Origin of the sequence: Natronobeatus ordinarius (assembly GCF_024362485.1) — an archaeon.
Lineage (GTDB): Archaea > Halobacteriota > Halobacteria > Halobacteriales > Natrialbaceae > Natronobeatus > Natronobeatus ordinarius.
Genome location: NZ_CP101456.1, coordinates 3,797,009 through 3,821,762, shown reverse-complemented (window position 1 = coordinate 3,821,762; position 24,754 = coordinate 3,797,009). Strand labels below are relative to the sequence as shown.

Annotated in this window: 32 protein-coding genes, 1 tRNA gene and 2 pseudogenes; 19 read left to right on the top strand and 16 right to left on the bottom strand. The window is 64.3% G+C overall.

The window, feature by feature from the left end; translation table 11 throughout:
* Positions 1 to 61 precede the first annotated feature (61 nt).
* The 4 genes from NMQ09_RS19160 (at position 62) to aglJ (ending at position 4,948) form a co-directional block, all read left to right on the top strand.
* Positions 62 to 1,504 (top strand): oligosaccharide flippase family protein, encoded by a 1,443-nt coding sequence (locus tag NMQ09_RS19160; RefSeq protein ID WP_255192167.1) that lies wholly within the window; start codon positions 62 to 64, stop codon positions 1,502 to 1,504.
* Between the two features lie 135 nt (positions 1,505 to 1,639).
* Positions 1,640 to 2,374: a UTP--glucose-1-phosphate uridylyltransferase AglF gene (gene aglF, locus NMQ09_RS19155; protein WP_255192166.1), complete on the top strand. Its 735-nt coding sequence runs from the start codon at positions 1,640 to 1,642 to the stop codon at positions 2,372 to 2,374.
* A 204-nt stretch (positions 2,375 to 2,578) separates the two neighbouring features.
* Entirely contained in the window at positions 2,579 to 3,868 is a 1,290-nt protein-coding gene (aglM, locus tag NMQ09_RS19150; RefSeq protein WP_255192165.1) for a UDP-glucose 6-dehydrogenase AglM, read from the top strand.
* A gap of 72 nt (positions 3,869 to 3,940) precedes the next feature.
* Positions 3,941 to 4,948 carry an S-layer glycoprotein N-glycosyltransferase AglJ gene (aglJ, locus tag NMQ09_RS19145; RefSeq protein ID WP_255192164.1) on the top strand — a complete coding sequence of 336 codons (1,008 nt, stop codon included), beginning with the start codon at positions 3,941 to 3,943 and terminating at the stop codon, positions 4,946 to 4,948.
* A 12-nt stretch (positions 4,949 to 4,960) separates the two neighbouring features.
* Here aglJ and NMQ09_RS19140 read toward each other — a convergent pair whose 3' ends face one another.
* Positions 4,961 to 5,290, bottom strand: coding sequence for a DUF5789 family protein (locus NMQ09_RS19140; protein WP_255192163.1), 330 nt, complete (start codon positions 5,288 to 5,290; stop codon positions 4,961 to 4,963).
* 235 nt (positions 5,291 to 5,525) lie between these two features.
* Between NMQ09_RS19140 and NMQ09_RS19135 the strand changes: the two genes are divergently transcribed.
* The 3 genes from NMQ09_RS19135 to NMQ09_RS19125 all read left to right on the top strand — a co-directional run bounded on the left by NMQ09_RS19135 (position 5,526) and on the right by NMQ09_RS19125 (position 7,695).
* On the top strand, positions 5,526 to 5,735 hold the full coding sequence (locus tag NMQ09_RS19135; protein ID WP_255192162.1) for a ribbon-helix-helix domain-containing protein: 210 nt from the start codon (positions 5,526 to 5,528) through the stop codon (positions 5,733 to 5,735).
* 162 nt (positions 5,736 to 5,897) lie between these two features.
* Complete coding sequence (locus NMQ09_RS19130; protein WP_255194616.1) at positions 5,898 to 6,911, top strand: ABC transporter ATP-binding protein; 1,014 nt, start codon at positions 5,898 to 5,900, stop codon at positions 6,909 to 6,911.
* Entirely contained in the window at positions 6,904 to 7,695 is a 792-nt protein-coding gene (locus tag NMQ09_RS19125; RefSeq protein WP_255192161.1) for an ABC transporter permease subunit, read from the top strand. Before NMQ09_RS19130 ends, NMQ09_RS19125 begins: the two co-directional genes overlap by 8 nt.
* Before the next feature lie 45 nt (positions 7,696 to 7,740).
* Here the strand turns inward: NMQ09_RS19125 and NMQ09_RS19120 are convergent, their stop codons facing one another.
* A complete protein-coding gene (locus NMQ09_RS19120) occupies positions 7,741 to 8,403 on the bottom strand; it encodes a DUF7095 family protein (protein WP_255192160.1) in 663 nt (220 codons plus the stop codon).
* Positions 8,404 to 8,551: 148 nt separating this feature from the next.
* Between NMQ09_RS19120 and NMQ09_RS19115 the strand changes: the two genes are divergently transcribed.
* Positions 8,552 to 9,271: an alpha/beta fold hydrolase gene (locus NMQ09_RS19115; RefSeq protein ID WP_255192159.1), complete on the top strand. Its 720-nt coding sequence runs from the start codon at positions 8,552 to 8,554 to the stop codon at positions 9,269 to 9,271.
* Here the strand turns inward: NMQ09_RS19115 and ncsA are convergent, their stop codons facing one another.
* The 6 genes from ncsA to NMQ09_RS19085 all read right to left on the bottom strand — a co-directional run bounded on the left by ncsA (position 9,272) and on the right by NMQ09_RS19085 (position 13,759).
* The gene (ncsA, locus tag NMQ09_RS19110; protein ID WP_255192158.1) at positions 9,272 to 10,237 is read right to left on the bottom strand and encodes a tRNA 2-thiolation protein NcsA; all 966 of its coding nucleotides are present in this window, start codon (positions 10,235 to 10,237) and stop codon (positions 9,272 to 9,274) included. It lies immediately after the preceding gene.
* Between the two features lie 110 nt (positions 10,238 to 10,347).
* Complete coding sequence (locus NMQ09_RS19105; RefSeq protein WP_255192157.1) at positions 10,348 to 11,067, bottom strand: sugar phosphate nucleotidyltransferase; 720 nt, start codon at positions 11,065 to 11,067, stop codon at positions 10,348 to 10,350.
* Between the two features lie 87 nt (positions 11,068 to 11,154).
* The gene (locus NMQ09_RS19100) at positions 11,155 to 11,400 is read right to left on the bottom strand and encodes a hypothetical protein (protein WP_255192156.1); all 246 of its coding nucleotides are present in this window, start codon (positions 11,398 to 11,400) and stop codon (positions 11,155 to 11,157) included.
* Positions 11,401 to 11,588: 188 nt separating this feature from the next.
* Complete coding sequence (ftsZ, locus tag NMQ09_RS19095; protein WP_255192155.1) at positions 11,589 to 12,767, bottom strand: cell division protein FtsZ; 1,179 nt, start codon at positions 12,765 to 12,767, stop codon at positions 11,589 to 11,591.
* A gap of 2 nt (positions 12,768 to 12,769) precedes the next feature.
* Entirely contained in the window at positions 12,770 to 12,967 is a 198-nt protein-coding gene (locus tag NMQ09_RS19090) for a ribbon-helix-helix domain-containing protein (protein ID WP_255192154.1), read from the bottom strand.
* 204 nt (positions 12,968 to 13,171) lie between these two features.
* Positions 13,172 to 13,759, bottom strand: coding sequence for a double zinc ribbon domain-containing protein (locus tag NMQ09_RS19085; RefSeq protein WP_255192153.1), 588 nt, complete (start codon positions 13,757 to 13,759; stop codon positions 13,172 to 13,174).
* 130 nt (positions 13,760 to 13,889) lie between these two features.
* Between NMQ09_RS19085 and NMQ09_RS19080 the strand changes: the two genes are divergently transcribed.
* The 4 genes from NMQ09_RS19080 (at position 13,890) to NMQ09_RS19065 (ending at position 14,803) form a co-directional block, all read left to right on the top strand.
* Positions 13,890 to 13,963, top strand: a tRNA-Tyr gene (locus NMQ09_RS19080).
* Positions 13,964 to 14,250: 287 nt separating this feature from the next.
* Complete coding sequence (locus NMQ09_RS19075) at positions 14,251 to 14,487, top strand: DUF7563 family protein (protein WP_255192152.1); 237 nt, start codon at positions 14,251 to 14,253, stop codon at positions 14,485 to 14,487.
* On the top strand, positions 14,484 to 14,606 hold the full coding sequence (locus NMQ09_RS19070; RefSeq protein ID WP_255192151.1) for a hypothetical protein: 123 nt from the start codon (positions 14,484 to 14,486) through the stop codon (positions 14,604 to 14,606). The genes NMQ09_RS19075 and NMQ09_RS19070 overlap by 4 nt, the downstream gene beginning before the upstream one ends.
* Complete coding sequence (locus NMQ09_RS19065; RefSeq protein ID WP_255194628.1) at positions 14,603 to 14,803, top strand: hypothetical protein; 201 nt, start codon at positions 14,603 to 14,605, stop codon at positions 14,801 to 14,803. Before NMQ09_RS19070 ends, NMQ09_RS19065 begins: the two co-directional genes overlap by 4 nt.
* Here NMQ09_RS19065 and NMQ09_RS19060 read toward each other — a convergent pair.
* Positions 14,756 to 15,007 (bottom strand): annotated as a pseudogene (locus tag NMQ09_RS19060) (tyrosine-type recombinase/integrase); the annotation flags it as partial. The gene NMQ09_RS19065 and the pseudogene NMQ09_RS19060 sit on opposite strands and share 48 nt — an antisense overlap.
* Here NMQ09_RS19060 and NMQ09_RS19055 point away from each other — a divergent pair.
* Positions 14,931 to 15,245, top strand: coding sequence for a hypothetical protein (locus tag NMQ09_RS19055; RefSeq protein WP_255192150.1), 315 nt, complete (start codon positions 14,931 to 14,933; stop codon positions 15,243 to 15,245). The pseudogene NMQ09_RS19060 and the gene NMQ09_RS19055 sit on opposite strands and share 77 nt — an antisense overlap.
* 213 nt (positions 15,246 to 15,458) lie before the next feature.
* On the opposite strand, the gene NMQ09_RS19050 is transcribed toward NMQ09_RS19055, so the two are convergent.
* Both NMQ09_RS19050 and NMQ09_RS19045 read right to left on the bottom strand, forming a co-directional pair.
* Positions 15,459 to 15,887, bottom strand: coding sequence for a type IV pilin domain-containing protein (locus NMQ09_RS19050; protein ID WP_255192149.1), 429 nt, complete (start codon positions 15,885 to 15,887; stop codon positions 15,459 to 15,461).
* 16 nt (positions 15,888 to 15,903) lie between these two features.
* On the bottom strand, positions 15,904 to 16,347 hold the full coding sequence (locus NMQ09_RS19045; protein ID WP_255192148.1) for a type IV pilin domain-containing protein: 444 nt from the start codon (positions 16,345 to 16,347) through the stop codon (positions 15,904 to 15,906).
* Positions 16,348 to 16,665: 318 nt separating this feature from the next.
* Between NMQ09_RS19045 and NMQ09_RS19040 the strand changes: the two genes are divergently transcribed.
* Positions 16,666 to 17,406 (top strand): homing endonuclease associated repeat-containing protein, encoded by a 741-nt coding sequence (locus tag NMQ09_RS19040; RefSeq protein WP_255192147.1) that lies wholly within the window; start codon positions 16,666 to 16,668, stop codon positions 17,404 to 17,406.
* Positions 17,407 to 17,417: 11 nt separating this feature from the next.
* On the opposite strand, the gene NMQ09_RS19035 is transcribed toward NMQ09_RS19040, so the two are convergent.
* Positions 17,418 to 17,555 carry a hypothetical protein gene (locus NMQ09_RS19035; protein ID WP_255192146.1) on the bottom strand — a complete coding sequence of 46 codons (138 nt, stop codon included), beginning with the start codon at positions 17,553 to 17,555 and terminating at the stop codon, positions 17,418 to 17,420.
* 157 nt (positions 17,556 to 17,712) lie between these two features.
* Between NMQ09_RS19035 and NMQ09_RS19030 the strand changes: the two genes are divergently transcribed.
* Together NMQ09_RS19030 and NMQ09_RS19025 are read left to right on the top strand one after the other, a co-directional pair.
* A complete protein-coding gene (locus NMQ09_RS19030; RefSeq protein ID WP_255192145.1) occupies positions 17,713 to 17,949 on the top strand; it encodes a hypothetical protein in 237 nt (78 codons plus the stop codon).
* Positions 17,946 to 18,982: pseudogene (locus NMQ09_RS19025) on the top strand (tyrosine-type recombinase/integrase). The gene NMQ09_RS19030 and the pseudogene NMQ09_RS19025 overlap by 4 nt, the downstream one beginning before the upstream one ends.
* A gap of 177 nt (positions 18,983 to 19,159) precedes the next feature.
* On the opposite strand, the gene NMQ09_RS19020 reads toward NMQ09_RS19025, so the two are convergent.
* The 3 genes from NMQ09_RS19020 to NMQ09_RS19010 form a co-directional block, all read right to left on the bottom strand.
* Entirely contained in the window at positions 19,160 to 19,585 is a 426-nt protein-coding gene (locus NMQ09_RS19020; RefSeq protein WP_255192144.1) for a universal stress protein, read from the bottom strand.
* Positions 19,586 to 19,705: 120 nt separating this feature from the next.
* Positions 19,706 to 20,164 carry a MaoC family dehydratase gene (locus tag NMQ09_RS19015; protein WP_255192143.1) on the bottom strand — a complete coding sequence of 153 codons (459 nt, stop codon included), beginning with the start codon at positions 20,162 to 20,164 and terminating at the stop codon, positions 19,706 to 19,708.
* Positions 20,165 to 20,253: 89 nt separating this feature from the next.
* On the bottom strand, positions 20,254 to 20,388 hold the full coding sequence (locus NMQ09_RS19010) for a transporter (protein WP_255192142.1): 135 nt from the start codon (positions 20,386 to 20,388) through the stop codon (positions 20,254 to 20,256).
* Positions 20,389 to 20,535: 147 nt separating this feature from the next.
* Here NMQ09_RS19010 and NMQ09_RS19005 point away from each other — a divergent pair, with 147 nt between their 5' ends.
* Together NMQ09_RS19005 and NMQ09_RS19000 are read left to right on the top strand one after the other, a co-directional pair.
* On the top strand, positions 20,536 to 20,922 hold the full coding sequence (locus tag NMQ09_RS19005) for a DUF5789 family protein (RefSeq protein WP_255192141.1): 387 nt from the start codon (positions 20,536 to 20,538) through the stop codon (positions 20,920 to 20,922).
* Positions 20,923 to 21,007: 85 nt separating this feature from the next.
* The gene (locus NMQ09_RS19000) at positions 21,008 to 21,619 is read left to right on the top strand and encodes a translation initiation factor IF-2 subunit beta (RefSeq protein WP_255192140.1); all 612 of its coding nucleotides are present in this window, start codon (positions 21,008 to 21,010) and stop codon (positions 21,617 to 21,619) included.
* Between the two features lie 103 nt (positions 21,620 to 21,722).
* Here NMQ09_RS19000 and NMQ09_RS18995 read toward each other — a convergent pair whose 3' ends face one another.
* Entirely contained in the window at positions 21,723 to 23,015 is a 1,293-nt protein-coding gene (locus NMQ09_RS18995) for an MFS transporter (RefSeq protein WP_255192139.1), read from the bottom strand.
* A gap of 146 nt (positions 23,016 to 23,161) precedes the next feature.
* Between NMQ09_RS18995 and NMQ09_RS18990 the strand changes: the two genes are divergently transcribed.
* Positions 23,162 to 24,361: a redox-regulated ATPase YchF gene (locus NMQ09_RS18990; protein ID WP_255192138.1), complete on the top strand. Its 1,200-nt coding sequence runs from the start codon at positions 23,162 to 23,164 to the stop codon at positions 24,359 to 24,361.
* The last annotated feature ends 393 nt before the right edge of the window (positions 24,362 to 24,754 follow it).

Here is a 24,754-nt window from a genome sequence, read left to right as displayed (position 1 = left end):
CGCTATCCAACTACATTTTGGATACGCTGATAAACGTCGAGGCTGAACAACGGAATCGTACATGCGTCTCGGCCAGACATCGGTCATCTATTTCATTTCCAAAGTCGGCGGATCCGCTTTTGGATTCGTTGCTACGATTTATTTCGCTCGAGTTCTCGGTGAAGAGGTGCTTGGATTCTATGCCCTCGTACTCGCACTGGTTACGTGGCTTACGTTAGTCGGAAGTATTGGATGGACAGGTGCAGTGACGAAGCGAGTCAGCGAAGGGAACGAGCGGGAGGCGTATGCTACTGCGGGCGCCATCATTATCGCTGCGCTGGGAGTTTCCGTCGGAATCGGCGTGTTCCTGTTCCGTGAGCAAGTTAACGTGTACGTCGGCAGACCAGTCGCCGGGTTTGTTGCATTGATCGTTCTGACCGTATTGTTCAGGTCGCTTTTGTTCTCTACCCTCAAAGGGTATCATTTGGTCCATATCTACGCCCCACTGTCGACAATAAAACTCGGCGTGAGAAGCGTCGCCCAGATAGCGCTCGTGTTTCTCGGATTCGGGCTCACCGGACTACTCGTCGGATACATCGCAGGCGGGATATTTGCGATCGTTGTTAGCGTCATCGTTCTTCGATTCCGACCAGCCATCCCGGACCGGGAACACTTCAGTAGTCTCTTCGATTACGCGAAGTTTTCCTGGCTCGGCAGTATACGAGGCCGAACGTTCGATCAGGTAGATATCGTCGTGCTTGGATTTTTCGTTTCGGCAGGGCTCGTCGGTATTTACTCGGTTGCGTGGACACTCTCGAAGTTCCTCGACATCTTCGGAAGTGCGGTCAGTAATACGCTCTTTCCCGAAATGAGCGAAATAGCCGCGAAAAACGAGCCTGAATCCGTCTCGGGACTCGTGGAGGACGGGCTCGCATTTGGCGGCCTCATCATCATCCCAGGTCTCGTAGGTGGTACGTTGTTAGCTGATCGACTAATGGCGATTTACGGCGAAGGGTTTGTCGACGGGCAAGTTGTTCTTCCAATACTCATCGCGTCCCTTCTCGTCTATACGTACAACAAACAGCTGCTCAATACTCTCAATGCGATCGACAGACCAGACCTCGCGTTCCGAGCGAACGCCGTCTTCATCGTCTCGAACCTCGTTTTGAATGTCGCACTCGTATACACTATCGGCTGGGTCGGCGCAGCGATCGCCACGGCCAGCTCTGCCGCCATCGGTCTCGTCTTCGGGTTCTATTACACTCGTCGTCACGTCGGGTTCAGCGTCCCACTCGAGGAAATTTCGAAGCAATGTGTCGCCGCCCTGCTCATGGGCGTCGTCGTCTATGCCGCTCGAGTAATCGGCGAACCCCACCCGATCGCCGCCTACAACGAGATTTTCGTCGTCGCACTCGTCGGCCTCGGTGCGCTGGTCTACTTCCTCGTGCTGCTCACGATCTCGAGTGCGTTCAGAACCACGGTCTCGAGGAACCTCCCGTTCGACGTCCCGCTGGCGCGAAACTGACGCGCGTCGACTCGAGCGAATCGATGACGACGGACGGCGACAGCGATCAGAGCGGCGTGACTCTCGCGGCTGATGATAACCGGCGGACCTATCGCTCACAAAGTATATAATAACCCGCCGTCGATGACTCGAGATATGCAAGCTGTCGTGCTGGCCGCGGGCAAGGGGACCCGCCTCCGGCCGCTCACCGAGGACAAGCCGAAGGCGCTCGTCGAGGTCGACGGCAAGCCGTTGCTCGAGGACGTCTTCGACAACCTCCTCGAGATCGGCGTCACCGAGTTGATCGTCGTCGTCGGCTACCTCAAAGAGAAGATCATCGAACGCTACGGGGACGCCTACGAGGGTGTGCCGATCACGTACACCCACCAGCGGAAACAGCTGGGATTGGCCCACGCAATCTTGCAGGCGGAGCCACACGTCGAGGACGATTTCGTCCTCATGCTCGGCGACAACGTCTTCCGGGCGAACCTCGGGGACGTGATCAACCGGCAGAACGAGGAGCGAGCCGACGCCGCCTTCCTCGTCGAACAGGTTCCCTACGAGGAAGCGTCCCGGTACGGCGTGCTCGATACGAACGAGTACGGCGAGATCGTCGAGGTGGTCGAGAAGCCCGACGAGCCGCCGTCGAACCTCGTGATGACGGGCTTTTACACGTTCACCCCGGCCATCTTTCACGCCTGTCACCTCGTCCAGCCGTCCGATCGCGGCGAGTACGAACTCCCGGACGCCATCGACCTGTTGATCCAGTCGGGGCGGACGATCGACGCCATCCGGATGGACGGCTGGCGGATCGACGTCGGCTATCCCGAGGACCGCGAGCGAGCCGAAAGCCTGCTGGCCGACGAGTCGAGCGTCGCCGCCGAGCAGTAACGAGTCCACGCCTCCGGGCTGTGCCCTTCTCGAGGGGCTGGGTTTACGGCGAGCGGCGGCTCCGACGCTGGGGTGGTGACCGACGCGCCCCGTTCGAACTGGTGACGCGGTCGACGGAACCGAGCCGAGAAGCGACGACCGCTCGGCTACGGAACGGCCGCGAACCCGAAAAGCCACTATCTCCTGTAACCTCTGTCGACCCACATGCACGTCTCCATCGTCGGCAGCGGCTACGTCGGCACGACGATCGCGGCCTGTCTCGCGGAGCTCGGCCACGACGTCGTCAACGTCGAGATCGACGAGGCCGTCGTCGAGACGATCAACGCGGGCGAGGCCCCGATCCACGAGGCCGGCCTCGCCGACCGAATCGCAGAACACGCAGGCACTCGCTTGCGGGCGACGACCGACTACGCGGCGGTCGTCGACACCGACCTCACGCTGCTCTGTCTCCCGACGCCCCAGCACGACGACGGCAGCCTCGACCTCGAGATCATGCGCGCCGGCGCCGAATCGCTGGGTGACGCCCTCGCCGGGAAAGACGGCGAGCACCTCGTCGTGGTCAAGAGCACCGTCCTCCCGGGGACCACAGAGGAGGTCGTCGGCCCGATCGTCGCCGAAGGCTCCGGAAAACGCGTCGGCGAGGATCTCCACCTCGCGATGAACCCCGAGTTCCTCCGGATGAGCACGGCCGTCGAGGACTTCCTCTACCCGGACAAGGTCGTCCTCGGAACGGCGAGCGAAGAGGCGGCGGCGACGCTCCGCGAACTCTACGCGCCGATCCTCGAGCACGACGACACCCACCTCGTCGAGACCGGGATCCGCGAGGCCGAACTGATCAAGTACGCGAACAACGCCTTCCTCGCGGCGAAGGTCTCGCTGGTGAACGAACTCGGGAATATCTCGAAGGCGTACGGGGCGGACGCCTACGAGGTGCTCGAGGCGGTCGGCCTCGACGAGCGCATCTCCGCGCAGTTTCTGCGCTCCGGCCTCGGCTGGGGTGGCTCCTGTTTCCCGAAAGACGTCAACGCGCTTCGGGCCGGCGCGCGCGAGCAGGGCTACGAGCCGGCGTTGCTCGACGCCGTCGTTGCAGTCAACGACGAACAGCCCCGGCGACTGGTCGCGCTCCTCGCCGACCACGTCGCCCTCGAGGGTGCCCGGATCGCCGTCCTCGGGCTCTCGTTCAAGCCGGGGACGGACGACGTCCGGAAGTCCCGCGCGCTCGACGTGATCGATCACCTCGAGGCCCGCGGCGCGACCGTCGTCGCCTACGATCCCGTCGCGGTCGAGAACGTCCGGCCCGACTATCCCGACCTCGAGTACGCCGAGTCGGCGGCCGACGCGCTCGAGGGGGCCGACGGCGCGGTCGTCGCGACCGACTGGCCCGAGTTCGACGAGCTCGCGTTCGATGGGATGGCCCGCTCCGTCGTCGTCGACGGCCGACGGATCGACGTCGCCGAGGACGACCTCGAGGTGTACGAGGGGCTGACGTGGTGAGGCCGCCACGAACAGCAGCCGTTCGACAGTCGATCAGTAGTCTTTTCCAATCTGGGCATCGAGTGACCCTCGATGGAGGACGATGCGGCAGGCGTGGACTCGAGCAGTCGGAGCGGTGAGGTGCTCACCATGACCGAAGCGCCGCGAGACATTTCGCCCGAGGACGTCTGCGTCCTGATTCCGACGCTCGACGAGGAGGCGACGATCGGCGAGGTGATCGACGGCTTCCGCGAGCACGGCTTCACCAGCGTCCTCGTCGTCGATGGCGATTCCGACGACGACACCCGCGAGATCGCCCGCGAGCACGGCGCGAGCGTTCTGGTCCAGTCCGGATCGGGGAAAGGGCAGGCCGTCCGGGAAGCGATGGCGTACGTCGAACTGCCGTACGTCCTGATGGTCGACGGCGACGCCACCTACGATCCGGCCGACGCCGAGACGATGCTCGAGCCCCTCGCACGCGGCTACGAGCACGTGATCGGCAACCGCTTCGCGAAGATGGACGACGACGCCATGCGCGCGCTCAACGGCTTCGGCAACCGGATGATCAACCGGGCGTTCCGGTTCGTCCACGGTGCCGACTTCGAGGACATCCTCTCCGGATATCGGGCCTTTACCACCGACTCCTTTCACCGGCTCTCGCTCGAGGCCGACGGCTTCACGATCGAGACCGAACTCGCCGTCGAGTGCGTGAAAAACGGCGTCGAGACGGCAGTCGTGCCGATCAGTTACCGGGCCCGTCCGGAGGACTCGGACACGAACCTCCACCCGATCTGGGACGGCGGGACGATCGTCCTCACGCTGTACTCGCTCGCGAAGACGAACAACCCGCTGCTCTACTTCGGGAGCGTCGGCGCGAGTTCGGTTCTCGCCGGCTGTGCAGTCGCGGCCTACGTGCTGTACCGGTACCTCCAGTACGGGATCAGCCACGAGGTGCTCGCGGTCGTTTCGGCGGCGGGCATCTTACTCGGCGTCCAGCTGATCATGTTCGGCGTCCTCTCGGACATGATCGTCACGCTCCACCGCGAACAGCGCCAGCGCCTCGAGCGAATCGCCCGCGAGGCAGGCCGCGACGAAGAGTGAATTGCGACGGGACTAGAAGGGAAAGAGCGAGCGGACCTGTGCGACGACGCCGCCGGAGCGATTCTTCCGATACTCCTCGAACACCGGGTGGAGTGCGTTCAGCAGCTCTTGCCGGCTCTCGAATCGGGCCCGGTCGACCTCGGCGAGGGCTTCGCCCAGCGAGACGTCGCTGCCGTGGACGTCGTACGGAACGCGTTCGTGGCCGAGTGCCGCCGCGACGTCGTCGTCCGTGGCGGGAAAGGAGAGGTCGACCCGCCGAAGGTGGGCGTCGACGGCGGCGATGCCGAACTCGATGCTGTCGGGTTCGTCGTCGTCCCCCTGCGATGGTGGTCTGACACCCATACCCGAGGATACGACTCGACCCACTAAAATCGCGGTGGACGATAGTGGGCGTCGAAACGGTTTCCACCCGATCGCAGCCGAGCGGCCGTTCTCGGTCTCGTCGCCGAGGCTGGCCGCAGACGTTCGTGACTGGGTGTGGACTGACGTTCAACGACTACTGTAGCGCGGACGAATCGCCGTGGTGAACACCGACCCCGTCGACAGCCCTTTATCCCCGCCGACGAACCGCTCGAGTATGACCGAGTACACCACCGTCTCGATCCCGAAGGACCTCGCCGAACGGGTCGAGGAGACGATCGAAGGGACCAGCTTCTCGAGTACGAGCGACCTCGTTCGCTTCCTGCTTCGCAGCATCGTCATCCAGCACCAGCGGTCGGGGCAACTCACCGAGGCCGAGTTCGAAGAGATCGCCGAGCAGCTCCGGAGCCTGGGCTATCTCGAGTGACTCGGCCACCGGGCTCGACGACGAGCTCGCTGGAGACGGATCGCTACAGACGTCCGTAGCACCGGTTGCGAGCACGAACTATTCGTCTGCGCGTACCGTCCGTCGACCAAGACGTATCTGATTGCCAGCAAGACCATGTAGGTGTCGCTCCAAAGAGCACACATGGCCGCGATCGAACTCGAGGGGCTCACGAAGGACTACGGGGAGGTCCTCGCCAACGACGGCGTCACGTTCGACGTAGCGGAGGGCGAGATCTTCGGCTATCTCGGGCCCAACGGGGCCGGAAAAACGACGACGATCCGGATGCTGCTCGGTTTCATCTCGCCGACGGCGGGGGAGGGTCGCGTCCTCGGGCGAGACGTTACAGACGAGCGAGAACTCATCGAAGCCAAACGACGGATCGGCTACCTCCCCGACGATCCGCAGTTCGACGAGTCCTCGACCGGCCGGGAGATCCTCGAGTTACACGCCGGGATCAAAGGCGACGAGCGGAGCGCGGAGCTGCTCGAGCTGTTCGATCCGCCGCTCGACCGGCCCGTCCGGGAGTACTCCCACGGGAACGTCAGGAAACTCGGTCTGGTGACGACGTTCATGCACGACCCCGACCTGGTGATCCTCGACGAGCCCACGAGCGGGCTGGACCCGCTGATGAAACAGCGCTTCGCCGAGTTCGTCAGGAACGAGCGAGACCGGGGCCGAACGCTCTTTTTCTCGTCTCACATCCTCGGCGAGGTGCGTCGGCTCTGTGACCGCGTCGGGATTATCCGATCCGGGAAGCTCGTGACAGTCGAGCCTATCGACGCACTCCTCGGCCGCAGCGGAAAGGTCGTCCGCGTCGTCGCCGCCGACCCGATCCCGCGGACGGTCTTCGAACGCGACCTCGAGGGGGTCCACGATCTCGAGGCGGGCTTCGAAAACGAGCGTGACGTCACGGCGATCGGCGGTGGCGGACGCGACGAGTCGGCCGGTACCGACGGGATCGGTGCACAGGTCGGTGCCGGGAAAACCGACGGAACCCAGGATGGCACCTACCGCGAGTACACCTTTACGTTCACCGGCAACGTCGACGAGTTGCTCGCGGTCGTTTCGAACTACTCCTACCACGATCTCACGATCGAGGAAGCCCCGCTCGAGTCGGTCTTCCTGCGGTTTTACGGGGGCGAGGACGATGCTTGAACTCGCCCGGTACGAGGGTCGAAACCGACTTCGTGGGAGCGTCTACCTCGGAATCGCGATGTCGCTTTTGGCCGTGATCGTGATCTGGATCTACCCCTCGTTCGCCGACTCCTTCGACGACGTGGACGAGGAATTGCTGACTGCGTACCCCGACGAGGTCATCCAGCTGTTCGACGTGCAGACGATGGCCTCCCTCGAGGGCTTTCTCGCCTTCGAGCTCTACGTCTTCGGCTGGACGATCCTGCTCGGGCTCTACCTCGCCTACCTCGCGGCCGGCACGGTCGCCGACGACGTCGAGCGCGGCCGGATGGACGTCCTGCTCGCGATGCCGATCTCGCGGGCCCGGACCGTCACCGAAAAGTTCGCCGCGCTCGCCGTCCCGATCGTCGTCGTCAACGTCGTCACGCCCGTCGTCGTCTACGTGGCAGCCGAGCTGGTCGGTGAGCCCATCCCCGCCGCTGACGTGGCGGCCGTTCACCTGCTGTCGATCCCCTACCTCTTCGCTTGCGCCGGCATCGGGCTGCTCGCCTCGGTCGTCGCCGATCGGACGAGCATCGCACAACGAGCCGCGCTCGGGGTCACCTTCGGGCTGTTCATGCTCGAGTCGCTGCTCGTCGGCACCGACTACGAGGCCGTCGGGGTGATCGCCCCGATGCGCTACTACGATCCGAACGGGATCCTGCTCGAGAGCACGTACGACCTCGTCAGCGCGGGCGTTCTGGTCGCGATGACGCTGGCGTTGCTCGCGGCCAGCGTCGGCTGGTTCCGGCGGCGCGACGTCTGACCGGCAGTCGATCACTCGACGGCGGACGACCGTGTGACGCTTCGCTCACACCACGTCGCCTCGAACCGTCACACCCTCCTGGTCCTCGCGCCAGGCGTGGACCGCCGTTGCGGCCTCCCGCGCTTCCTCCTCGTCCATCCCCAGCATCTCGAGGGCCGCCGAGAGCGTCGGGAGCGCGAACGCGCTCTCTCGAAGCTTTCGAACCGCCTCCTCGCTCCTGACGCCATCGACCCACAGGCAGACGCCACGGGGATCGAGCAGCTGGGTGTAGTCCTCGCGCAGCTGCGCGCCCCGCAGGCGCTGGGTGACGTTGTCCTCGAAGGAGGCGTTACAGACCTCGAGGTGAATCGGCTCGTCGGGCTCGAGGAGGTGGGCGGCGAGACACTGCTCGGGGGCGGCGTGGCCGTTCGCGTTCGCCCGGAGGTACTCGGGATGCTCGGCGGCCCAGTCCGCCCGGACGGACGTGCCGACACCCTCGATCCCGTAGCGCTCGCGGAACGTCTCGCTGTCGAGGCCGTCCCGGCTGTCGTCGCGCAGCAAGATGTCTTTCGTGAGATAGACGTCGAGGCGGTCTACGGGGTCGAGTCCGAGCGCGAGGTCGCCGTAGACCCACACCTCGCGAACGGGGACGGGCATCCGTTCGGTCTCGACGACCTCGAGGAGCTTCTCGAGTCGGTCGACGGCCGCCTCGCGTTCGAATCCGCTCATCGACGGCGATTGGGCCGGCATGGAGAAAACGGTTTCCCGAGCCAGGCGGGCCGTCGTGCGGCCGGGTTTCTCGCCCAGCCCCCGAATGGTTCACGTTCGCACACGTCAATCATCCACGTTTTTGTCGGCTCGCGGTGAACGTAACGATATGAGACACCGACTCTTCAACGAGGACGGCGAGAAAGAGCTCGTCTTCGTCATGGGCTGGGGCAACCGCTGGACCCACGAGAACGTCAGCTGGCTCATCGGCCAGCTCGCCGACGCTGGCTACCGGGTGCACGCGTTCGAGCTCCCCACCGACGTCGACGACTTCAAGGCCGACTGGCTCGAGCCGATCGCCGAGTACGTCGTCGACCTCGACGGCTACCAGCTGCTGGCACACAGCCTGGGGGCGCTGGTCGGGCAGGCGCTCGACGGCGCGGAGAACCACGTCTACCTGAGCCCGTGCTGGGGGTACGGCGTCGCCTACCCGCGCCGCCAGATGGCGCTGCTCGGACGGATTCCGACCGCCTTCCCCTTCGTCCCCGCCGGCGAGCCGACGCGCGACGTCATCGGCGAACTCGCGACGGACCACGAGCTCGCGACCACGCCGCGGTGGGTCTCCCCCGCCTTCCTCCGTGAGACCCTCGAGGCACAGGACGAGCTGCTACTGATCGACCACGACGCCGTCGTCTTCTGTTCGTTGCGAGATCCCCTGATCGACCTGCACGCGATCGGCGAGCGCGTCCCGCCCGAACACGTCGTCCTCTACGACGGCGGCCACGAGCTGTTCGCCTCGGCGGTCAGGGAAGCGTACGTCGACGCGATCCTCGCCTCGCTCGAGGACGGGGCCGCGGCCGTCGAGGACCGGCCGACGGTCACCGTCTGATCAGCCGAGCGACGCGAGCAACGAACACTTCCGACAGCGGTCCCGGGTGGTCGTCGCCCCACACTCGACGCACTCGCGCAGATCGGCCCGCTCGCCGTCGTCGTCCTCGTACCGCTGTGCGACGATGCTCGCGAGCTCTTCGTAGCCCGAGAGAATCGAGTGACGCGTCCCGGGGTGGTTCTCCTCGAGCCCGTACAGCAGCTGCTGGATCTCCCCGCGGTAGGCCTCGCTCGAGTGGGGACACTCGGCCATGTGGACGGGCAGTTCCTCGAGGTGGGCGTAGAGGGCGACTTCCTTCTCGGGGACGTCGCGAAGCGGTTTGGCGCGAGGGACGAACGCCTCCTGGTCGCGGCGCTCGGAGAGCGGGCCGAGGCTCGCGTCGAAGTGTTTCGCCATCTGGGCGACGTCGCCTTCCAGAAAGTTCATCAGCGCCGTCTGGGCCTCGTCGTCCAGATTGTGTCCGGTCAACAGGAGGTCCGCGCCGAACTCCGCGGCGTACCGCGAGAGGACGTCCCGTCGGAAGACCCCACAGTAGGCACAGGCGGCCATATTCTCGGGGTCGTCCTCGACGACGTCGTCCATCCGGACGCCGAACTCCGCCTCGTAGCTCACGACCTCGTGGCGGATGCCGAGGTCGGCCGCGAGCTCGACGCAGGCCTCGAGGCTCGCGTCGCGATAGCCCTCGATCCCCTCGTGGATCGTCAGGCCGATCAGCTCGATGCGGGGGTCCTCGGCGAACGTCTCGTGGAGGATCCGCGTGAGCACGACGCTGTCTTTCCCACCCGAGAGGCCGATCACCCACGTCTGTGGGTTCTCCGGCGTCGCCTCCCGCGGGACGAGGTCGTCGCGCCGCACCCGCCGACGGACCCGCTTCTCGACGGACTCGCGGAAGTGATCCGCACAGAGGTGTGCGCCGGAGTAAGCCGCGTGCATGACCGCCTCCGCGTCACACCGGTTGCACTCCATTACGTCGGGCTAGCGGTCTCGAGTGGAAACCCGTTTCGCTCTCGATCGTCCGACGCGTATGACACAGCTGGTCGGTTCCCGCCCCTCGCGTAAACGCACTCGAGGATCCGTCATTCAGCCGAATCCGAGACGTACTGTCGCGCCCGCTCGAGATCCGCGGGCGTGTTGACGTTCAGGTGCCAGCCATCGAGTTCGACGCCCACGTATCGCCGCCCGCGGTCGACCAGGTGCTGGAGGGCGTCGACCAGTTCGTACTCGCCGCTGTCGGCGCGCTCGATCGCCCGGCAGGCGTCGAACAGCGCTGGCGGGTGCGTTTGCGCGCCAGCGGCGATGTGCCCGGCGTCGGGTGACTCGAGCGACGATTCCACCTCGCGGATCGTCCCGTCGGGGGCGACGTCACACAGCCCCGTCGTCTCGGCCTCGTTGCGCGCGGCGCGATCGAGGAGCACAGTTCCATCGACGTCGGACTCGCGGTGGCGATCGACCAGCGCCGAGAGGTCGCCGTCGAAGACGTTGTCGCCGTTTACGGCCAGGACGTCGCCCTCGACGTGTGCCTCGGCCGCGAGGACGGCGTGGGCCAGCCCCTCGCGCTCGCGCTGGTGGGCGTAGGTGATCGACACGCCCTCGAAGTCGTCGCCGAAGTGGTCGACGATCTCCCCGCCTCGGTAGCCGACGACGATCGTGATCGCCTCGACGCCGGCGTCGACGACGGCGCGTACACACCGCGCCAGCAGCGGCTGGCCCCCGACCTCGAGCAACGGCTTCGGCGTCCCGTCGGTGTACGGCCGCAGGCGCGTCCCGCGCCCGGCGGCGAAAACGAGCCCGTGCATACGAACTAAGTGGACACGGTAGCCCATAGTCGTTGGCGTGGCCGGGTGTTCCGTCGCCGGAGCTCCCGTCACGAGGCGTCACCCCGACTACGGGAGCAACCGAAGCAGAACCCCGACTCCCGCTTCGACGTACCACGGCACGCGGGCGAGCGTCAACCCGGCCGCGAACAGCAAGAGGCCGACCAGGACGAGCCCGACCGTCATCACGAACGACTCACCAACCACGCCTGCGAGGAAGACGACGACGCCGACGACGGCGATCAGGTAGCCGCCAACTCGAGCCACGGACCCTCGCCGTCCACTCGAGTCCGAGCGTCGGCTGTGCCGTACCATCGTTCATCGAGACTATCACGGCGTCAGATAAATGTGTGCCGACTGCTGGCGGAAACGAGGTCGGATCCGGGCCGGGGTCACGGAGACGCCGGCCGAAAAACGCGGTCCACCTGTGGTGTGTCGTCGGTGCGAGCCGCGGATCCGAGGTGGCAACTCGCGTCCGAGAACGGGAGACAGAATCCGGTTCGTTACCGGATGACGTCCACGCCGTTATGCTTTTCCAGTTCGCTTCGGCCGCCGTCGCTCTGGGCACCGAAGCGGCCGCTGACGTTGTTGCTGGCGTCGAAGTCCGTCTCGTTCAGCCCCTCGAGGCTGGCGCGGGACTTGTCGGCCTGCTTCTGCGTCGTCGGACCGAGTACCTGGGCGCTCTGGACGCCGGTCATGATCGCCATCACCCGGACTTTGCCCTTGTACTCTTCCTGGATGCGCGCGCCCCAGATGACGTTTGCGCTCGCCTCGAGCCGTTCGGTGATGTTGTCCGCGATGCCCTCGGCCTCCTTCAGCGTCAGGTCTGGTCCACCCGTGATGTGAACGAGGCCGCCCGAGGCTCCACGGTAGTCGACGTCGAGCAGCGGGTGGTTCATCGCGTCGCGCACCACCTCTTCGGTCTTGTTCTTGTCCTGGGTCTCGCCGACGAGCATCACCGCGACGCCGCCCTGATTCATGATCGTGGACATGTCCGCATAATCCAGGTTGATCAGGCTCGGCTGGGTGATCGTCTCTGAAATCCCTTTGACGGTCTCGGCGATGATCTGGTCCATCACCGAGAACGCCTTGCCGATCGGGAGGTTCGGGACGTACTCGAGCAGTCGGTTGTTGTCGAGAACGATGATCGAGTCTGCCTGCTCGCGCAGGCGCTCGAGCCCTTCTTCGGCTTTGACCGTCCGGGCGCGCTCGACGTTAAACGGCGTCGAAACCATGCCGACGACGATCGCACCCTGCTCTTTCGCGATCTTCGCGGCGACGGGGGCGGCACCCGTGCCGGTGCCACCACCCATCCCCGCGGTCACGAAGACGAGGTCTGCATCCCCGAGGACCTCTTTGATCGTGCCCTGGGCCATCTCCGTGGCCCGCTCGCCCATCGAGGGGTCGCCACCGGCACCGAGGCCGTTCGTGAGCGACTTGCCAACGAGGATCTTCGTGTCGGCTTCGATCATCTTGAGGTGCTGTTTGTCGGTGTTGATCGCGATCGTGTCGGCTCCTTCGACACCGATGTTGTACAGCCGGTTGATCGTGTTGTTCCCCGCGCCGCCACAGCCGATGATGACGATTCGGGGGTCGCCGAACTCGTCGTCGTCGAACGACGCGTCCATTTCGCGAGCCTCTTCCTCCGCGTTCTCGAGGGCGTCCTGAACGATGTCCTGCATCGTTACACCTTCGCCCAGCCGCGTTTGTTCGTGTTCGTACCCGTGCTGGACCGGTCGCGGCGGCCCTCGTTCTGTTCGTTGATCATCTCTCGAACGGCCGACCGGATCGCCTCGCTCCGGTTCGGGAACTCGCCCGAGTCGACCAGCTGTTCAACCTCCTCGATCTGCTGTTCCGGGATTCGCAGTGTCACACGCTCCATGGTTGTATTCCCCTGTTGAGTAAGACGGCGTGCGCCCCTGTAAGACGCACGGCGTCATACACGAAAACCGCAGTACGGCGGCACGACGTGCCACCGCAACCGGGCCGTGTAAGACAACCGTCTTACGCGACCTAGGCAACTTCGTCTTACAATATAAACCTTCTGGAGCCGGTGACTGTTTCCGTATGACGACTGTACACTGAACTAGAGCGTCTCGGGATCGAGCACGTCAGCGGCAGGCGTCCGACGCCCACAGCTCGGACAGAACGCCCAGTCAGATCTGATCTCGTCGCCACACTCACAGAAGAGCCGTCTCGTGGCCTTTTCACCGCAGTTTGGACAGTAAACGTGGGACGAATCGAGCGCCTCCCCACACTGGTCACAGCCCCGGTCTGGGTCACCACCAACCGGCTCAGCCGATCGCTCCGGCCGCTCGGTGACGTGTTCGACGGACGTCTTACGACTGTCGTCTCCCTCGAGTGCGATCGTGACGTTTACCTCGGGCATCTCGCGGGAGTCGTGTGCCAGCCGGTCGTCCGCTCGCCGCGTGAGCAACTCGTCCACCCGCTCGCGAACGAGTTCGTCGACGAGTTCCCCGACCAGTTCGTCGGCGGCAGATCCACGGCGATCAGAACCGGTCGACCGATGGGAACGCCCCGCTCGAGACGGACTCCCCGCGTGTGCGTCTAGATACGACCGAAGCGCCTCGCGCATCACCTCGCTCTTGGAGGCGTCGAGCGCCTCGAGTTCGTCGACGAGGGCGTCGTCCGCACGGAACGTTATTTTCCCCATGGTCGGTTCGATAGGTGCGCTGTTAGATCTACACATACATTAATCATTCTCCCCGTATGACGTCTGTCACACACCGAGCCTGGTCCGAATAATAACCCTTATGTCACCCTCACCTGCTACGTAAGAGTGACCGCCCTTAGCTCAGCCTGGTAGAGCAGCCGACTGTAGATCGGCTTGTCCCCCGTTCGAATCGGGGAGGGCGGACTTTTGCTGCGAACAACGTGAGCAGCCAAACGTTCAACCGACACGATTCGGACACGAGAGTCGCAGCGCCGAGCGGAGCGAGGCGACCGTCTCTCATCTGTTCGAATCGGGGAGGGCGGATCCCGATTCTCGCCGTTTTGTAGCAGTGGCCGAAAACCGGTTACTCACAAGCTTCAGGGCTTCTATCCCAGATTCTCGCGCACGAAATTCGCGAGTAAATTTGAAGTGGAACTTGGTTCCAGTTGGGGACCGACGCCGTCATGCGAATTTCGTAGTCGATCGGCGGGGTGGTTGGGGTGAGCGTCCACACCTGGCAGTCGGCCAGTACCTCGAGGTGTCTCCACTGTGGCGCCCACGTCACCGACCAGTTCTGTCGAGTGTTCGGTGACGATCGCGACCGCGCCCACCGCTGTGGCGAGTGCGACACCTACGCCCGACTGAGCCGCGGGTCCGCCGCTGGCGTCGACGTACCGATTCCCGATCCGGAGACGTCCGAAGGTCGTCACGGAGGTGAGCCGCGGTGACGCCGTTCGTTCCGGCGAACCGGCTGTACGACGTCGAGCGTCGCGAGCGACGTGACGAGTACTGGGTGGTGGGCACGCGGTCGCTGACCGAGAGCCTCGAGGACGGTGGTTCTCGATGAGCCGCCTCGTCGAGTCCGACGAGTGCGCCCGGTGTGAGGCCACTGTGGACGTCTCCCGGCGGCTCTGTCCGGACTGTGCTCGAGGAACGTTCCAGGTCGTTCCATCCGCCCCAGTCGAGCACGAGCATCGGGTCGACGTCGGCCGAGGCGAGCGACGTCGCCCAGGTCCGCCGGAGGTCGTGAAAGCCGAGGTGTAACCAGCCGTCGTCGCCAGTCTCCTGGTGCAGCTCGCGAGCGGTCCCGGTGAGCCACCGACGAAGTGACCGTGTACTCGAGATCTCGAGCAGCGGGGAACTGGCGGGAGCGTCGCGAACGTCGCTCACCGTGCGGATCGTCGTCGCGAGGTCACGCGGAACGGGCGTCTCGCGGTACTTCTCGCCCTTTCCGGCACGAACGCGCAGGACCGTTCCGGCGTCGGTGGCGACGACGTCCTTTGGTGTGACGTCCAGGACCTCGTGGGATCAGGCCACAGCGCGCGCCGAGGGCGAACGCGAGGCGTTTCTGGGTGTCGGGAGCAACCTCGAGCAGCGGCTCCACTTCGGTCTGACTGAGCCAGACCTTCATGTCGTCTCGTTTCTCGTGTTGTTGAAGATTCATGGTGTCCGACTTGCGAGCAAGCCGGACGGCAACCCGGGGTGACGTCAGTGTTTCGACGGGGGTGGGCGGGGCGATCGGGGCGGATTCCGTCCGACTTCCTGCTGTTCTCGGACGTCAACGTTGATAGTCAGTTGCCGTGAATGTCTAATGAAGTGAGAGTGTCGGATTCGGCGTGCGACTGTAGTTATTGGGTGTCAGTCAGTGACGTCAAAAATGGGTGTGCTTCAATCCGATGAATCGCTGAACGGTCAGCGATCAGTCAGTGAAGTTGAAGTCCTCAGACGTCAGCGCCGTCTCGGTTCCGTCCTCGGTGACGCCAACGACGGTGATGGTGCCATTGTCTGGAGCGGTATATTCGAGCGTAATCGAGTCTCCGACTCTCTCAAGTCGGTGATCGTCTGGATTATAGGAGGTCCCACTAACGTTCCCCACATCTCCACGGAAGACGATGTACTCGGTGTTCCCCATCGAAGTCGCGGAGATGGTGGTAGTGTTATCCGTCTGACTCTGGGTAATCTCGACACCGGCCTGTGCTTCACTGTCGACGCCACCGCCGAGGTCAAGCACAAACGCGGCGATCACGGCCGCCAGAATGACCGTAATGGCGACCATGAGAATCACACCGATGACGGGGCTCACGGCGCGTTCCTCCTCGTTTCCTACGAGTTTTTTTGTCCAGTTCATGATTATCTACCTATTATTAGTTGTCCGAGAAGTCGAAGTCTTCAGACGAGATCGAAGTCTCGGTTCCGGCTTCGGTGACTGCAACGATGCTAATCGTTCCCGATTCATTGTTTAGCCCAGCGTTGGGTCCGATCGTCACGGAATCGCCAACTTGCTCTAACGGATAGTCACCACTAGTAGAATTAGTCTCGAGATCGTCCGCTGCATCACCACGGATCTCGATGCGCTCGGAGTTACCCATCGACGTCACGGACACGGTGATGTTCCCGTCGCCCGACTGACTCTGGCTAATGTCCACACCTGCCTGTGCCTCACTCTCGACGCCGCCGCCGAGGTCGAGCACGAACGCGGCGATCACGGCCGCCAGGATAACCGTAATGGCGACCATCAGGATTACACCGATGACGGGCGAGACAGCCCGCTCGTCTTCATTTCCGACTAGCTTTTTTGTCCATTGCATATTGTATCACCACACCAAAACGTCAGGAAGGGTTATTAGTTTGGCACGTGTATGCCAACCTGACGTCCGAGGGGGATTACCCATGCCCCGGCCGTCATTCCTCCTGCGGTTTTGGGTGTTGGTCACCAGTCGTCACTACCAGTATATAAACCCCCAAGACTATCCTATTCTCGTGAGTATCAGGGTTGATATTTGTGCGTTCACGGGGGTCTCAGCACCTGGAATTACCATTCAATATTCTGCTGAACCGCTCTCAAGCGGCTCTTGTACCGCCAGAATCCCGAAAGTCCTATTCAAAGCACTCGAAAATACCAGGTAATGAGTCAGCGAACCGACGACCACTATCTCGAGGCGCTGCGCGAGCTCGCCGACGAGTTAGGCCGTTCACCGAGAAAAAGAGATATGATTAAACACGGCCCGTACTCCGAGGGTCCGTACTACGCTCGCTGGGGATCCTGGTCGAGGGCACTCGAGACGGCGGGCTTTGAGCCGAACTGGAAACGTGCGACCGACGAGGAGTTGATCCACGCGCTCCGAGAGTTCACCTCTGAACTCGGGCACCCACCAACGCAACGGGAGATGATCGAGGACGGCCCGTACTCGCATAGTCAGTACACCGACCGATTTGGGGGCTGGCTCGACGCACTCGAAGCCGCCGGGCTAGATCCCGACGAGCGCGAAACCAAGAGAGGAGGTGCAGGGGGAACGCTCTCACGGGAGCACCTACTCGAGGCGCTTCGGGCGTACGCCGACGACCTCGGACACACACCGACGGTCGCAGAAATGCGAGCCGACGGCCCGTACACCGAAAAGCCCTACGTCAGTCGGTGGGGCACCTGGACGGACGCGCTCGAAACCGCTGGCCTCGAGCCGAACGTCAGCCGCCCCTCTGACTGGGAGCTGCTCAACGAGCTTCGAGCGTTCGCCGACGTGCTGGGCCGGAGGCCGACCTCGACCGACGTCGAATCCGACGGTCCGTACACGCTACGAACCTACCTCCACCGCTGGGACTCGTGGGAGGAAACGCTCGAGGCTGCTGGGCTGGAGTCGCTCGAGTAACTGCCGGTCGCTCACTGCTCGTCGGGCTCGAGGTCGTCGGCGTCGAGATCTCCCTCGAGGGAGGCCCGACCCCGGGCGGTGCGGTGGGATCGAGCGCATCGATCGGGCCGCGGCCCACAGCCCACGGCCTGGACTACTTTCACTCGCACGGACAGTCCCGAAAATCCGGTTTCTTACGGTTATGACCGGGGAAGCGGCCTCGAGACGGCTTCACTGATTAACGTTCACTTTCACCGTGCATCCAAGGATGTGGCCTTTTACCAGCAGGGCCGTCAGCCTCGACCGATGTCGAAGACGACGATTGACTTGGACGATGAGATCGATCGGTGGAAGTGGGTGTGTCCCCGCGGCCACCGCAGCTGGGAAGCGACGAATCACCACTTCTGGTGTGCCGAGTGCGCGCGCACCTACGCCGGCGACGACTACGACCCCGATTTCGAGGCGCTGCACAACCTGGCGACCGACGAGACCGTCCACCGCGACGATCTCCGGTTGCTCACGCGCGTCGGACCGTACGACACGCTCCGGGAGGGATCTGCATGAGCGACCTCGAGCCGATCACGCCCTCGGAAGTCGTGAACCTCTACCTCGAAGCACGCGATGACATCGCCGCGAACACGACGGAAGCACAGGATTACCGCCTACGAGCGTTCGTCGCGTGGTGCGATGAGGAGGGATCGCGAACCTGAACGACCTCTCAGGTCGCGACATGTACGCGTACCGCGTCTGGCGTCGCGAGGGCGGTTACTCGGGTGAGGAACTCAAGACGGTCACTCTCCGGGGAGAAATGGCGACGATGCGCGCATTTCTCCGGTTCTGTGGGGAGATCGACGCCGTTCGCGAAGACCTGTTCGATCAGGTTCCGCTTCCGCGAACCGATGGGAATGACGTCAGCGACTCCACGCTCGACCCCGATCGGGCCGTCGAGATCGTCGATTGGCTGGAACGCTACGAGTACGCGAGTCGTCGACACGTCATTGTGCTCATGCTCTGGCACACTGGATGCCGTGTCGGCGAACTTCGTGCACTCGACCTCGGTGATCTCGACCTGGAAGGGGATCGTCCTCGAGCGGATGGGCCTGCGGTACACTTCGTCCACCGGCCGGAGGCCGACACACCGCTGAAGAACGGTGAAAAGGGCGAGCGGTGGAACGCGATTAGCAGTCACGTCGCTCAGACGTTGCAAGAGTTCATCGACGGTCCTCGACCCGACGTCGTGGATGAACACGGTCGTCGGCCGCTCGTGACGACTCGCTACGGCCGTGTATCCATCTCGGCCTGCCGGGATACCCTCTACCGGGTGACCCGACCTTGCTGGAGGAGAATGGCCTGCCCGCACGACCGTGACCCGGTGAGCTGTGAGGCAACTCACTACTCGAAGATGAGCCAGTGCCCGTCGTCCCGATCGCCCCACGACGTTCGTAGCGGTCGGGTGACGGCGCATCGTCTCGCCGACGAGGATCGGTCCCTGGTGGCCGATCGGATGAACGCGAGTGAAGAGATTCTGGACAAGCATTACGACCGGCGCAGTGAGCGCCAGAAAGCGGAGCAACGACGGAGGTTCTTCGAACTATGAACACCACGACAAGACAGTTAGCGAAAGGTAACGACGGGCGAGTTCCCTCATACGGGGAGGGCGGATACTGGAAATTTCCGCTGCGAGCAGTTCGGAAACCGTTTCGGTTGGTACTATCGCCTCGAGGTCGCCCGAATAGACAGTCGCCGGTCGTGACTGCAACGTCCTGACCGGTCGTCACGTGGCCTCCTCGGTGGGGCGGACCGTCACGACGGGGACAGTCGAGTTGCGAACGACCTGTTCGGCGACGCTGCCCATCAGGACGTGATCGAGGCCGGTGCGGCCGTGGGTCGCCATCACGATCATGTCGACGTCGTTCTCGGAAGCGTAGGCGAGGATCTCCTCCGCTGGAACGCCCTCGCGGATCGTACTCGTCACCTCGAGGTCGGCCCCGTCGGCGGCCTCCGTGACCGGCTCGAGCGCGTCTCTGGCCTCCGCTTCGGGGTCCGCCCGCAGCTGATCGCGTTTCGTCGCGCCCGTGCTCTCGACGACCGAGAGGGCGTGGACGGTCGCCTCGAGCTCGAGAGCGAGTGCGACGGCGTGTTTGATCGCTCGCTGTGTCCCCTCGCTCCCGTCGGTCGGGATGAGAACGTGCTGGTACATTACCGTGGGGCACTTCGACGACTGGCGGGATAAACTGCCGACCTGCTGGTGCCTGATTCGGTCGGCGTTGTGGGAGAACGCTGGCGGGGTGCTGACTCGAGCGTCGGCGACGGACCTGCGTCAGGCCTCTTCGCGTCGGCGGACGACGTTGTGTGAGACGATCGAGAGCAGTTCCTCGCCCGCTTCGTTCCAGACGCTTCGCCTGAAGTCGACGTAGCCGCGGTCGGCTCGGCTTTCGGAGGGCGATTTCTCGAGCACCTCGATGCGGAGGGTCAGCGTCTCACCCGGCGTCACCGGCTGGTGCCAGCGCAGGTCGTCCATCCCGAGACCGCCCATGTTGGCGAGGCCGTCGTCGGTGGTGACGAACTCGGTGACGAACAGTCGGACGGAGAGACACAGCGTGTGCAGCCCGCTGGCGACGAGTTCGCCGAACATCGACTCCTGGGCCGCCGCCTCGTCGAGGTGAAACGGCTGCGGATCGAACTGTTCGGCGAACTCGACGATTTCGTCTTTCGTCACCGTGTAGCTGCCGACCTCGAACGTGTCCCCGACCGCGAGATCCTCGAAGTATCGCGTCATGGGAATCTAATGCAGGGTGTGATGAATAAGGGTTCTGGCGAGGGTCGACGATCCGGCCGTCTGCGAGTCCGGCTCCGTCGCTCGAGCGGTCACCGGTCGGCGAACGTCCGGAGGGCGATGCCGGCGAGGATGACGAGTGCGCCGAGGATCGTCGCGATCGGCGGGATCGGGACGAACAGCAATCCGACGCCGACGAGGATCACGATCGTCGAGAGTCTGACCATACGAGGGATACCACGACCGACGGGGAAGTTCCGTTGCCGGCAGTTCCCACCCGATGAAGGGGCCGTCGGACCACGCGCACGGTGCGGTCGCGGGCCCGCGCTCGCCGGCCGGCTGCTTTTCCCGCCGCTGGCAGTACCCCGGAACGCATGAGTGACGAGGGCCGAAGCCGCGACCGCGTCCAGGACCGGGCCGAAGAACGCAAGGCGAGCCGGGCCGAAACGACCGAGTCGATCCTCGAGGACGTCGAGTCCCACCTCGGGGAGCTCGAGTATCCCGTCACGGGAGAGGAGCTCGCGATCGAGTACGGCTCGGAGCCGATCGACTTGCCGAACGAGACCGAGTCGCTCGGGAGCGTCTTCGACCGGCTGGCGAACGAGGAGTTCGACTCGCCCGGGGAAGCGCGCGAGGCCATCTACGGCGAGCTCACGGGCGAGGCGGGTGACGTCCACGAGGCCAACCCGGAACGCGACCTCAAGGCGCTCGACGACGAGGCGGGCGGCTCGCCCAGCGAGGGCGAAAGCGACTCGCGCTGATCGCCTCGGTGGGGACGGACCGCAGCCCGGCGGGCCGGAGAGTAATAGCAGAACCGATTTACGTCGCGGGCGGCTTTCCACGCGTATGGATTACGAGTCGAGTCTCGACCGAGCGATGGAGGAGGTTCCCGACATCGGCGGCAGCGAAGAACGACTGCAGATTCCGGACGCACAGGCGCAGAAAGACGGTGCGTTCACCCGATTCACCAATCTCGGGGAGATCGCCGACGTCCTCTCCCGGGAGGCAGAGCACCTCCACCGGTTCGTCCAGCGCGAACTGGGGACCAGCGGGAAGTTCGCCGACGGCCGCGGTCGGTACAACGGCAACTTCGCCGGGAGTGACTTCGACGCCACCGTCGACGCCTACGTCGAGGAGTACGTCCGCTGTTCGGAGTGTGGCCTGCCGGACACCCGCCTCGTTCGTGAGGACCGCACGCCGATGCTGCGCTGTGACGCCTGTGGGGCGTTCCGACCGGTGACCAAGCGCAGTTCGAGCCAGCAACAGCAACAACAGCGCGAAGCGGTCGAGGAGGGCAAGACCTACACCGTCGAGATCACCGGCACCGGCCGCAAGGGCGACGGGGTCGCCGAGAAGGGCAAGTACACCATCTTCGTCCCCGGCGCGCAGAAAGGCGACGTGGTCGAGATCTACATCGAGAACATCTCCGGCAACCTCGCGTTCGCCCGGCTGGCCTAACGCTCCTCGAGAACGACTGACCTTTTCTCTCAGCTCGTCCCCGTGGCGGTACTCGCAACTTGCACCGGCTTACTGGCGCTCGCGTCTCCCACACCGGCCCCGCTCACGACGTGGCGTTCGATCCCGCCCGGTCCCGGGCGAGCAACCACAGCGAGCAGCAAAAGGAGACCGCCACGGCGCCAGCGACGATAGCGAACGCGACGCGGTAGCCGAACTCCGTGTAGGCGACGGTCCCGCCGACGACGTCGCCCGTCCGGTAGGTGTCGAGCGCCAGGCCCATCAGCGCCGGAAAAATGGCGGCGCCGACGAAGCCGGCCGTGTTGACGGTCGCCGTCGCCACGCCGCTGGCCGCCGGCGGGTAGCGCTCCTTGACGACGGTGAGCGAGAGCACGGCGGCGCCGACGAGGAAACCGCTCGCGAAGTACGCGACGGCGACGACGGGCAGCGGCGGCCGGCCGAAGACCGGGACCACCGCGAGCGAAACGGTGAACAGCGCGAGGCCGACGGCCATCGGGGCCAGTCGTCGCTCGAGTCGGTCCGACAGCCAGCCGATCGTGGGCGGGCCGACGAGCAGCCCGACGGAGCCGAGCAGGGTGAAGTAGGAGGCCGTCGTCACGTCGAGGTCGTAGACGACGACGAGGTAGGGAACCCCCCACAGCCCGAGCAGCGTCAGCAGCGCCCCCATGCCGGCGAAGAAGACGATCGAGAGGAGCCACTGCTCGAGGTCGCCCGCGAGCGTTCGGAGGTGGCCGGCGGTTTCCGCGAACGTCACCGAGGGTTGTTCGGGAACGCCCTCGATCGGCTCGAGGCCGGCGTCCGCGGGAGAGCTCCGCGCGAGGACGGCGACGCCGACGGCGGCGACGAGGCCAACGGCGGCCAGCCCGAGAACGGTCGGTCGCCAGCCGACGGCCGCGACGGTGAGCGCGAGCGGCGTCGTGGCGAGGATGGCCCCGAGGCCAGCGACGCCGGCGGTCAGCCCGGTCATCGTTCCGAACTCGTCGGCCCGGTACCAGTTCGCGCAGAATCGAAGGATGGAGATGAAGATGACGCCGCTGCCCAGTCCGATGAGGCCTCGCGAGAGGAACGCACCCAGGTAGCCGTCGCTGAGGGCGAACCCGACGGCGCCGACGCTGAGGACGACGGCGCCGGCCGAGCCGACGTGACGGGGGCCGATCCGGTCGGCGACCACCCCGGTCGGAATCTGGACGAGTGCGTAGACGACGAAGAAGGCGGCATGGAGCGTTCCGAGCTGGGCGGCCGACGTGTCGAACGCCGCCGTGAGCCGCTCTGAGAGGACGGCCGTCGAGAGACGGTGGACGTTGACGAGCAGGAAGACGAGCGCCAGCGCGCCCCACGCCAGCCACCGCCGTTTCCGCGGGTTCGACAGAAGTGTCACGTGGAGTGGTTTCTCGCATCCCACGGTAAACGTTGTGACGAACGGCGGGGACCGCGTGACCGGCACTCCGACCCAGGCCACGGAATACCGTACCACTGCGCGGTCGGACAGTAACCCGTTTAGGCGGGCCGCTCCAGGCACGGATAATGAGCGTGAGTCACCGGATCGGACTCGTCGGCAAACCCTCCGTCGGCAAGTCCTCCTTTTTCAACGCCGCGACGATGAACGACGTGCCCGAGGGCGCCTACCCCTTCACCACCATCGACCCGAGCGTGGGCGAGGCCTACGTCCGCGTCGAGGACGCCGCCCCCGAGTTCGACGAGGTGTCGACCCCGAGCGTCGGCTATCTCGAGGGCGACACGCGATTCGTCCCCACCAAACTCGTCGACGTGGCTGGGCTGATCCCCGGCGCACACGAGGGGAAGGGCCTTGGCAACCAGTTTCTCACCGATTTGAACGAGACCGACGTGCTGGTCCACGTCGTCGACTTCTCCGGGACGACCGACATCGAGGGCGAACCCACCGAGGGCCACGACCCCCGCGAGGACATCGCCTTCCTCGAGGAAGAACTCGACCAGTGGTACCTCGGCGTGCTCGAGAAGGGGATCAATCGTTACGAGTCGGGTTACACGACCGAAGACGACGCCATCGAGGAGGAGCTGGCCGAACAGATGAGCGCGTTCAAGACGAACGAAGACGAGATCAAGCTCCTCATCCGGCGGACCGACGTCGGCTTCGACCCGGCCGAGTGGGACGACGACGACAAGCTCGAGCTCGCCCGCGAGATCCGCAAGGAAACGAAGCCGATGGTGATCGCGGCGAACAAGATGGACACGCCGCAAGCCCAGGAAAACTACGCTGAGATCACGAACGATCCGGCGTACGAGCACCTGACGATCGTTCCCTGCAGCGCTCACGCCGAGAAGGCGCTGAAATCCGCTGACAAGGCCGGCGTCGTCGACTACCGCCCCGGCGACGACGACTTCGAGATCACCGGCGACCTCTCGAGCGAGCAGGAGGAGGGCCTCGAGCAGATTCGCGAGTTCCTCGACGCCTACGGCGCGACGGGCGTCCAGGCGGCGCTCGAGACGGCGCTGTTCGACGTCCTGGGCGTCGTTCCGGTGTTCCCCGGCGGGGCGAACGGCCTCGGAAACGAACGCGGCGAGGTGCTCCCCGACTGTTACCTGCTCCCGGAGGGGTCGACCGCGGAGGATTTCGCCTACAGCCTCCACTCCGACATCGGCGACGGCTTCCTCTATGCGATCGACTGTCGCACGAACCGTCAGCTGGGGAAGGAGTACGAGATCCAGTCCCGGGACGTGGTGGAGATCGTCACGACGAACTGAGCTGCCCGTCCTGATCGGCACAGGCCCGATTAGTAGAGGGGTCATTCGTCTTTAGCTAAGACTGCTGGTTATACTCCGTGGCAGAATTATGCTTAATGGTATTAGTCGAACGAATCTAGCGGCTGAACCGCTGATGCGGCTGAGAGTCAACAGTACAGATAATGCAGAGACTGCTTTTTCGCCCCGCAGCGGTCGTATACTGACGAAACCCACCTCCAAAACGGTGTTATTCGGTATTACTCTGAGTATTAGCTAAAGACGGATGGTAGAGGGGTAAATCGTCTTGTACTGGACATCGATTTCGAGCTGAAGCTGGCGAAGACTCGTGTTAAACCGGAGGAACGCGTAAGTCGAGAATAATAGGTATTATCGCTCTTGTGTAGCACTTTGTTG

What these genes read in the sequence shown, in the direction of transcription:
- NMQ09_RS19160 (WP_255192167.1), top strand. Translation starts at nt 62, where the DNA reads ATGCGTCTCGGCCAGACATCGGTCATCTATTTCATTTCCAAAGTCGGC.
- aglF (WP_255192166.1), top strand. Translation starts at nt 1,640, where the DNA reads ATGCAAGCTGTCGTGCTGGCCGCGGGCAAGGGGACCCGCCTCCGGCCG.
- aglM (WP_255192165.1), top strand. Translation starts at nt 2,579, where the DNA reads ATGCACGTCTCCATCGTCGGCAGCGGCTACGTCGGCACGACGATCGCG.
- aglJ (WP_255192164.1), top strand. Translation starts at nt 3,941, where the DNA reads ATGGAGGACGATGCGGCAGGCGTGGACTCGAGCAGTCGGAGCGGTGAG.
- NMQ09_RS19140 (WP_255192163.1), bottom strand. Translation starts at nt 5,290, where the DNA reads ATGGGTGTCAGACCACCATCGCAGGGGGACGACGACGAACCCGACAGC.
- NMQ09_RS19135 (WP_255192162.1), top strand. Translation starts at nt 5,526, where the DNA reads ATGACCGAGTACACCACCGTCTCGATCCCGAAGGACCTCGCCGAACGG.
- NMQ09_RS19130 (WP_255194616.1), top strand. Translation starts at nt 5,898, where the DNA reads ATGGCCGCGATCGAACTCGAGGGGCTCACGAAGGACTACGGGGAGGTC.
- NMQ09_RS19125 (WP_255192161.1), top strand. Translation starts at nt 6,904, where the DNA reads ATGCTTGAACTCGCCCGGTACGAGGGTCGAAACCGACTTCGTGGGAGC.
- NMQ09_RS19120 (WP_255192160.1), bottom strand. Translation starts at nt 8,403, where the DNA reads ATGAGCGGATTCGAACGCGAGGCGGCCGTCGACCGACTCGAGAAGCTC.
- NMQ09_RS19115 (WP_255192159.1), top strand. Translation starts at nt 8,552, where the DNA reads ATGAGACACCGACTCTTCAACGAGGACGGCGAGAAAGAGCTCGTCTTC.
- ncsA (WP_255192158.1), bottom strand. Translation starts at nt 10,237, where the DNA reads ATGGAGTGCAACCGGTGTGACGCGGAGGCGGTCATGCACGCGGCTTAC.
- NMQ09_RS19105 (WP_255192157.1), bottom strand. Translation starts at nt 11,067, where the DNA reads ATGCACGGGCTCGTTTTCGCCGCCGGGCGCGGGACGCGCCTGCGGCCG.
- NMQ09_RS19100 (WP_255192156.1), bottom strand. Translation starts at nt 11,400, where the DNA reads ATGGTACGGCACAGCCGACGCTCGGACTCGAGTGGACGGCGAGGGTCC.
- ftsZ (WP_255192155.1), bottom strand. Translation starts at nt 12,767, where the DNA reads ATGCAGGACATCGTTCAGGACGCCCTCGAGAACGCGGAGGAAGAGGCT.
- NMQ09_RS19090 (WP_255192154.1), bottom strand. Translation starts at nt 12,967, where the DNA reads ATGGAGCGTGTGACACTGCGAATCCCGGAACAGCAGATCGAGGAGGTT.
- NMQ09_RS19085 (WP_255192153.1), bottom strand. Translation starts at nt 13,759, where the DNA reads ATGGGGAAAATAACGTTCCGTGCGGACGACGCCCTCGTCGACGAACTC.
- NMQ09_RS19065 (WP_255194628.1), top strand. Translation starts at nt 14,603, where the DNA reads ATGAGCCGCCTCGTCGAGTCCGACGAGTGCGCCCGGTGTGAGGCCACT.
- NMQ09_RS19050 (WP_255192149.1), bottom strand. Translation starts at nt 15,887, where the DNA reads ATGAACTGGACAAAAAAACTCGTAGGAAACGAGGAGGAACGCGCCGTG.
- NMQ09_RS19045 (WP_255192148.1), bottom strand. Translation starts at nt 16,347, where the DNA reads ATGCAATGGACAAAAAAGCTAGTCGGAAATGAAGACGAGCGGGCTGTC.
- NMQ09_RS19040 (WP_255192147.1), top strand. Translation starts at nt 16,666, where the DNA reads ATGAGTCAGCGAACCGACGACCACTATCTCGAGGCGCTGCGCGAGCTC.
- NMQ09_RS19020 (WP_255192144.1), bottom strand. Translation starts at nt 19,585, where the DNA reads ATGTACCAGCACGTTCTCATCCCGACCGACGGGAGCGAGGGGACACAG.
- NMQ09_RS19015 (WP_255192143.1), bottom strand. Translation starts at nt 20,164, where the DNA reads ATGACGCGATACTTCGAGGATCTCGCGGTCGGGGACACGTTCGAGGTC.
- NMQ09_RS19010 (WP_255192142.1), bottom strand. Translation starts at nt 20,388, where the DNA reads ATGGTCAGACTCTCGACGATCGTGATCCTCGTCGGCGTCGGATTGCTG.
- NMQ09_RS19005 (WP_255192141.1), top strand. Translation starts at nt 20,536, where the DNA reads ATGAGTGACGAGGGCCGAAGCCGCGACCGCGTCCAGGACCGGGCCGAA.
- NMQ09_RS19000 (WP_255192140.1), top strand. Translation starts at nt 21,008, where the DNA reads ATGGATTACGAGTCGAGTCTCGACCGAGCGATGGAGGAGGTTCCCGAC.
- NMQ09_RS18990 (WP_255192138.1), top strand. Translation starts at nt 23,162, where the DNA reads ATGAGCGTGAGTCACCGGATCGGACTCGTCGGCAAACCCTCCGTCGGC.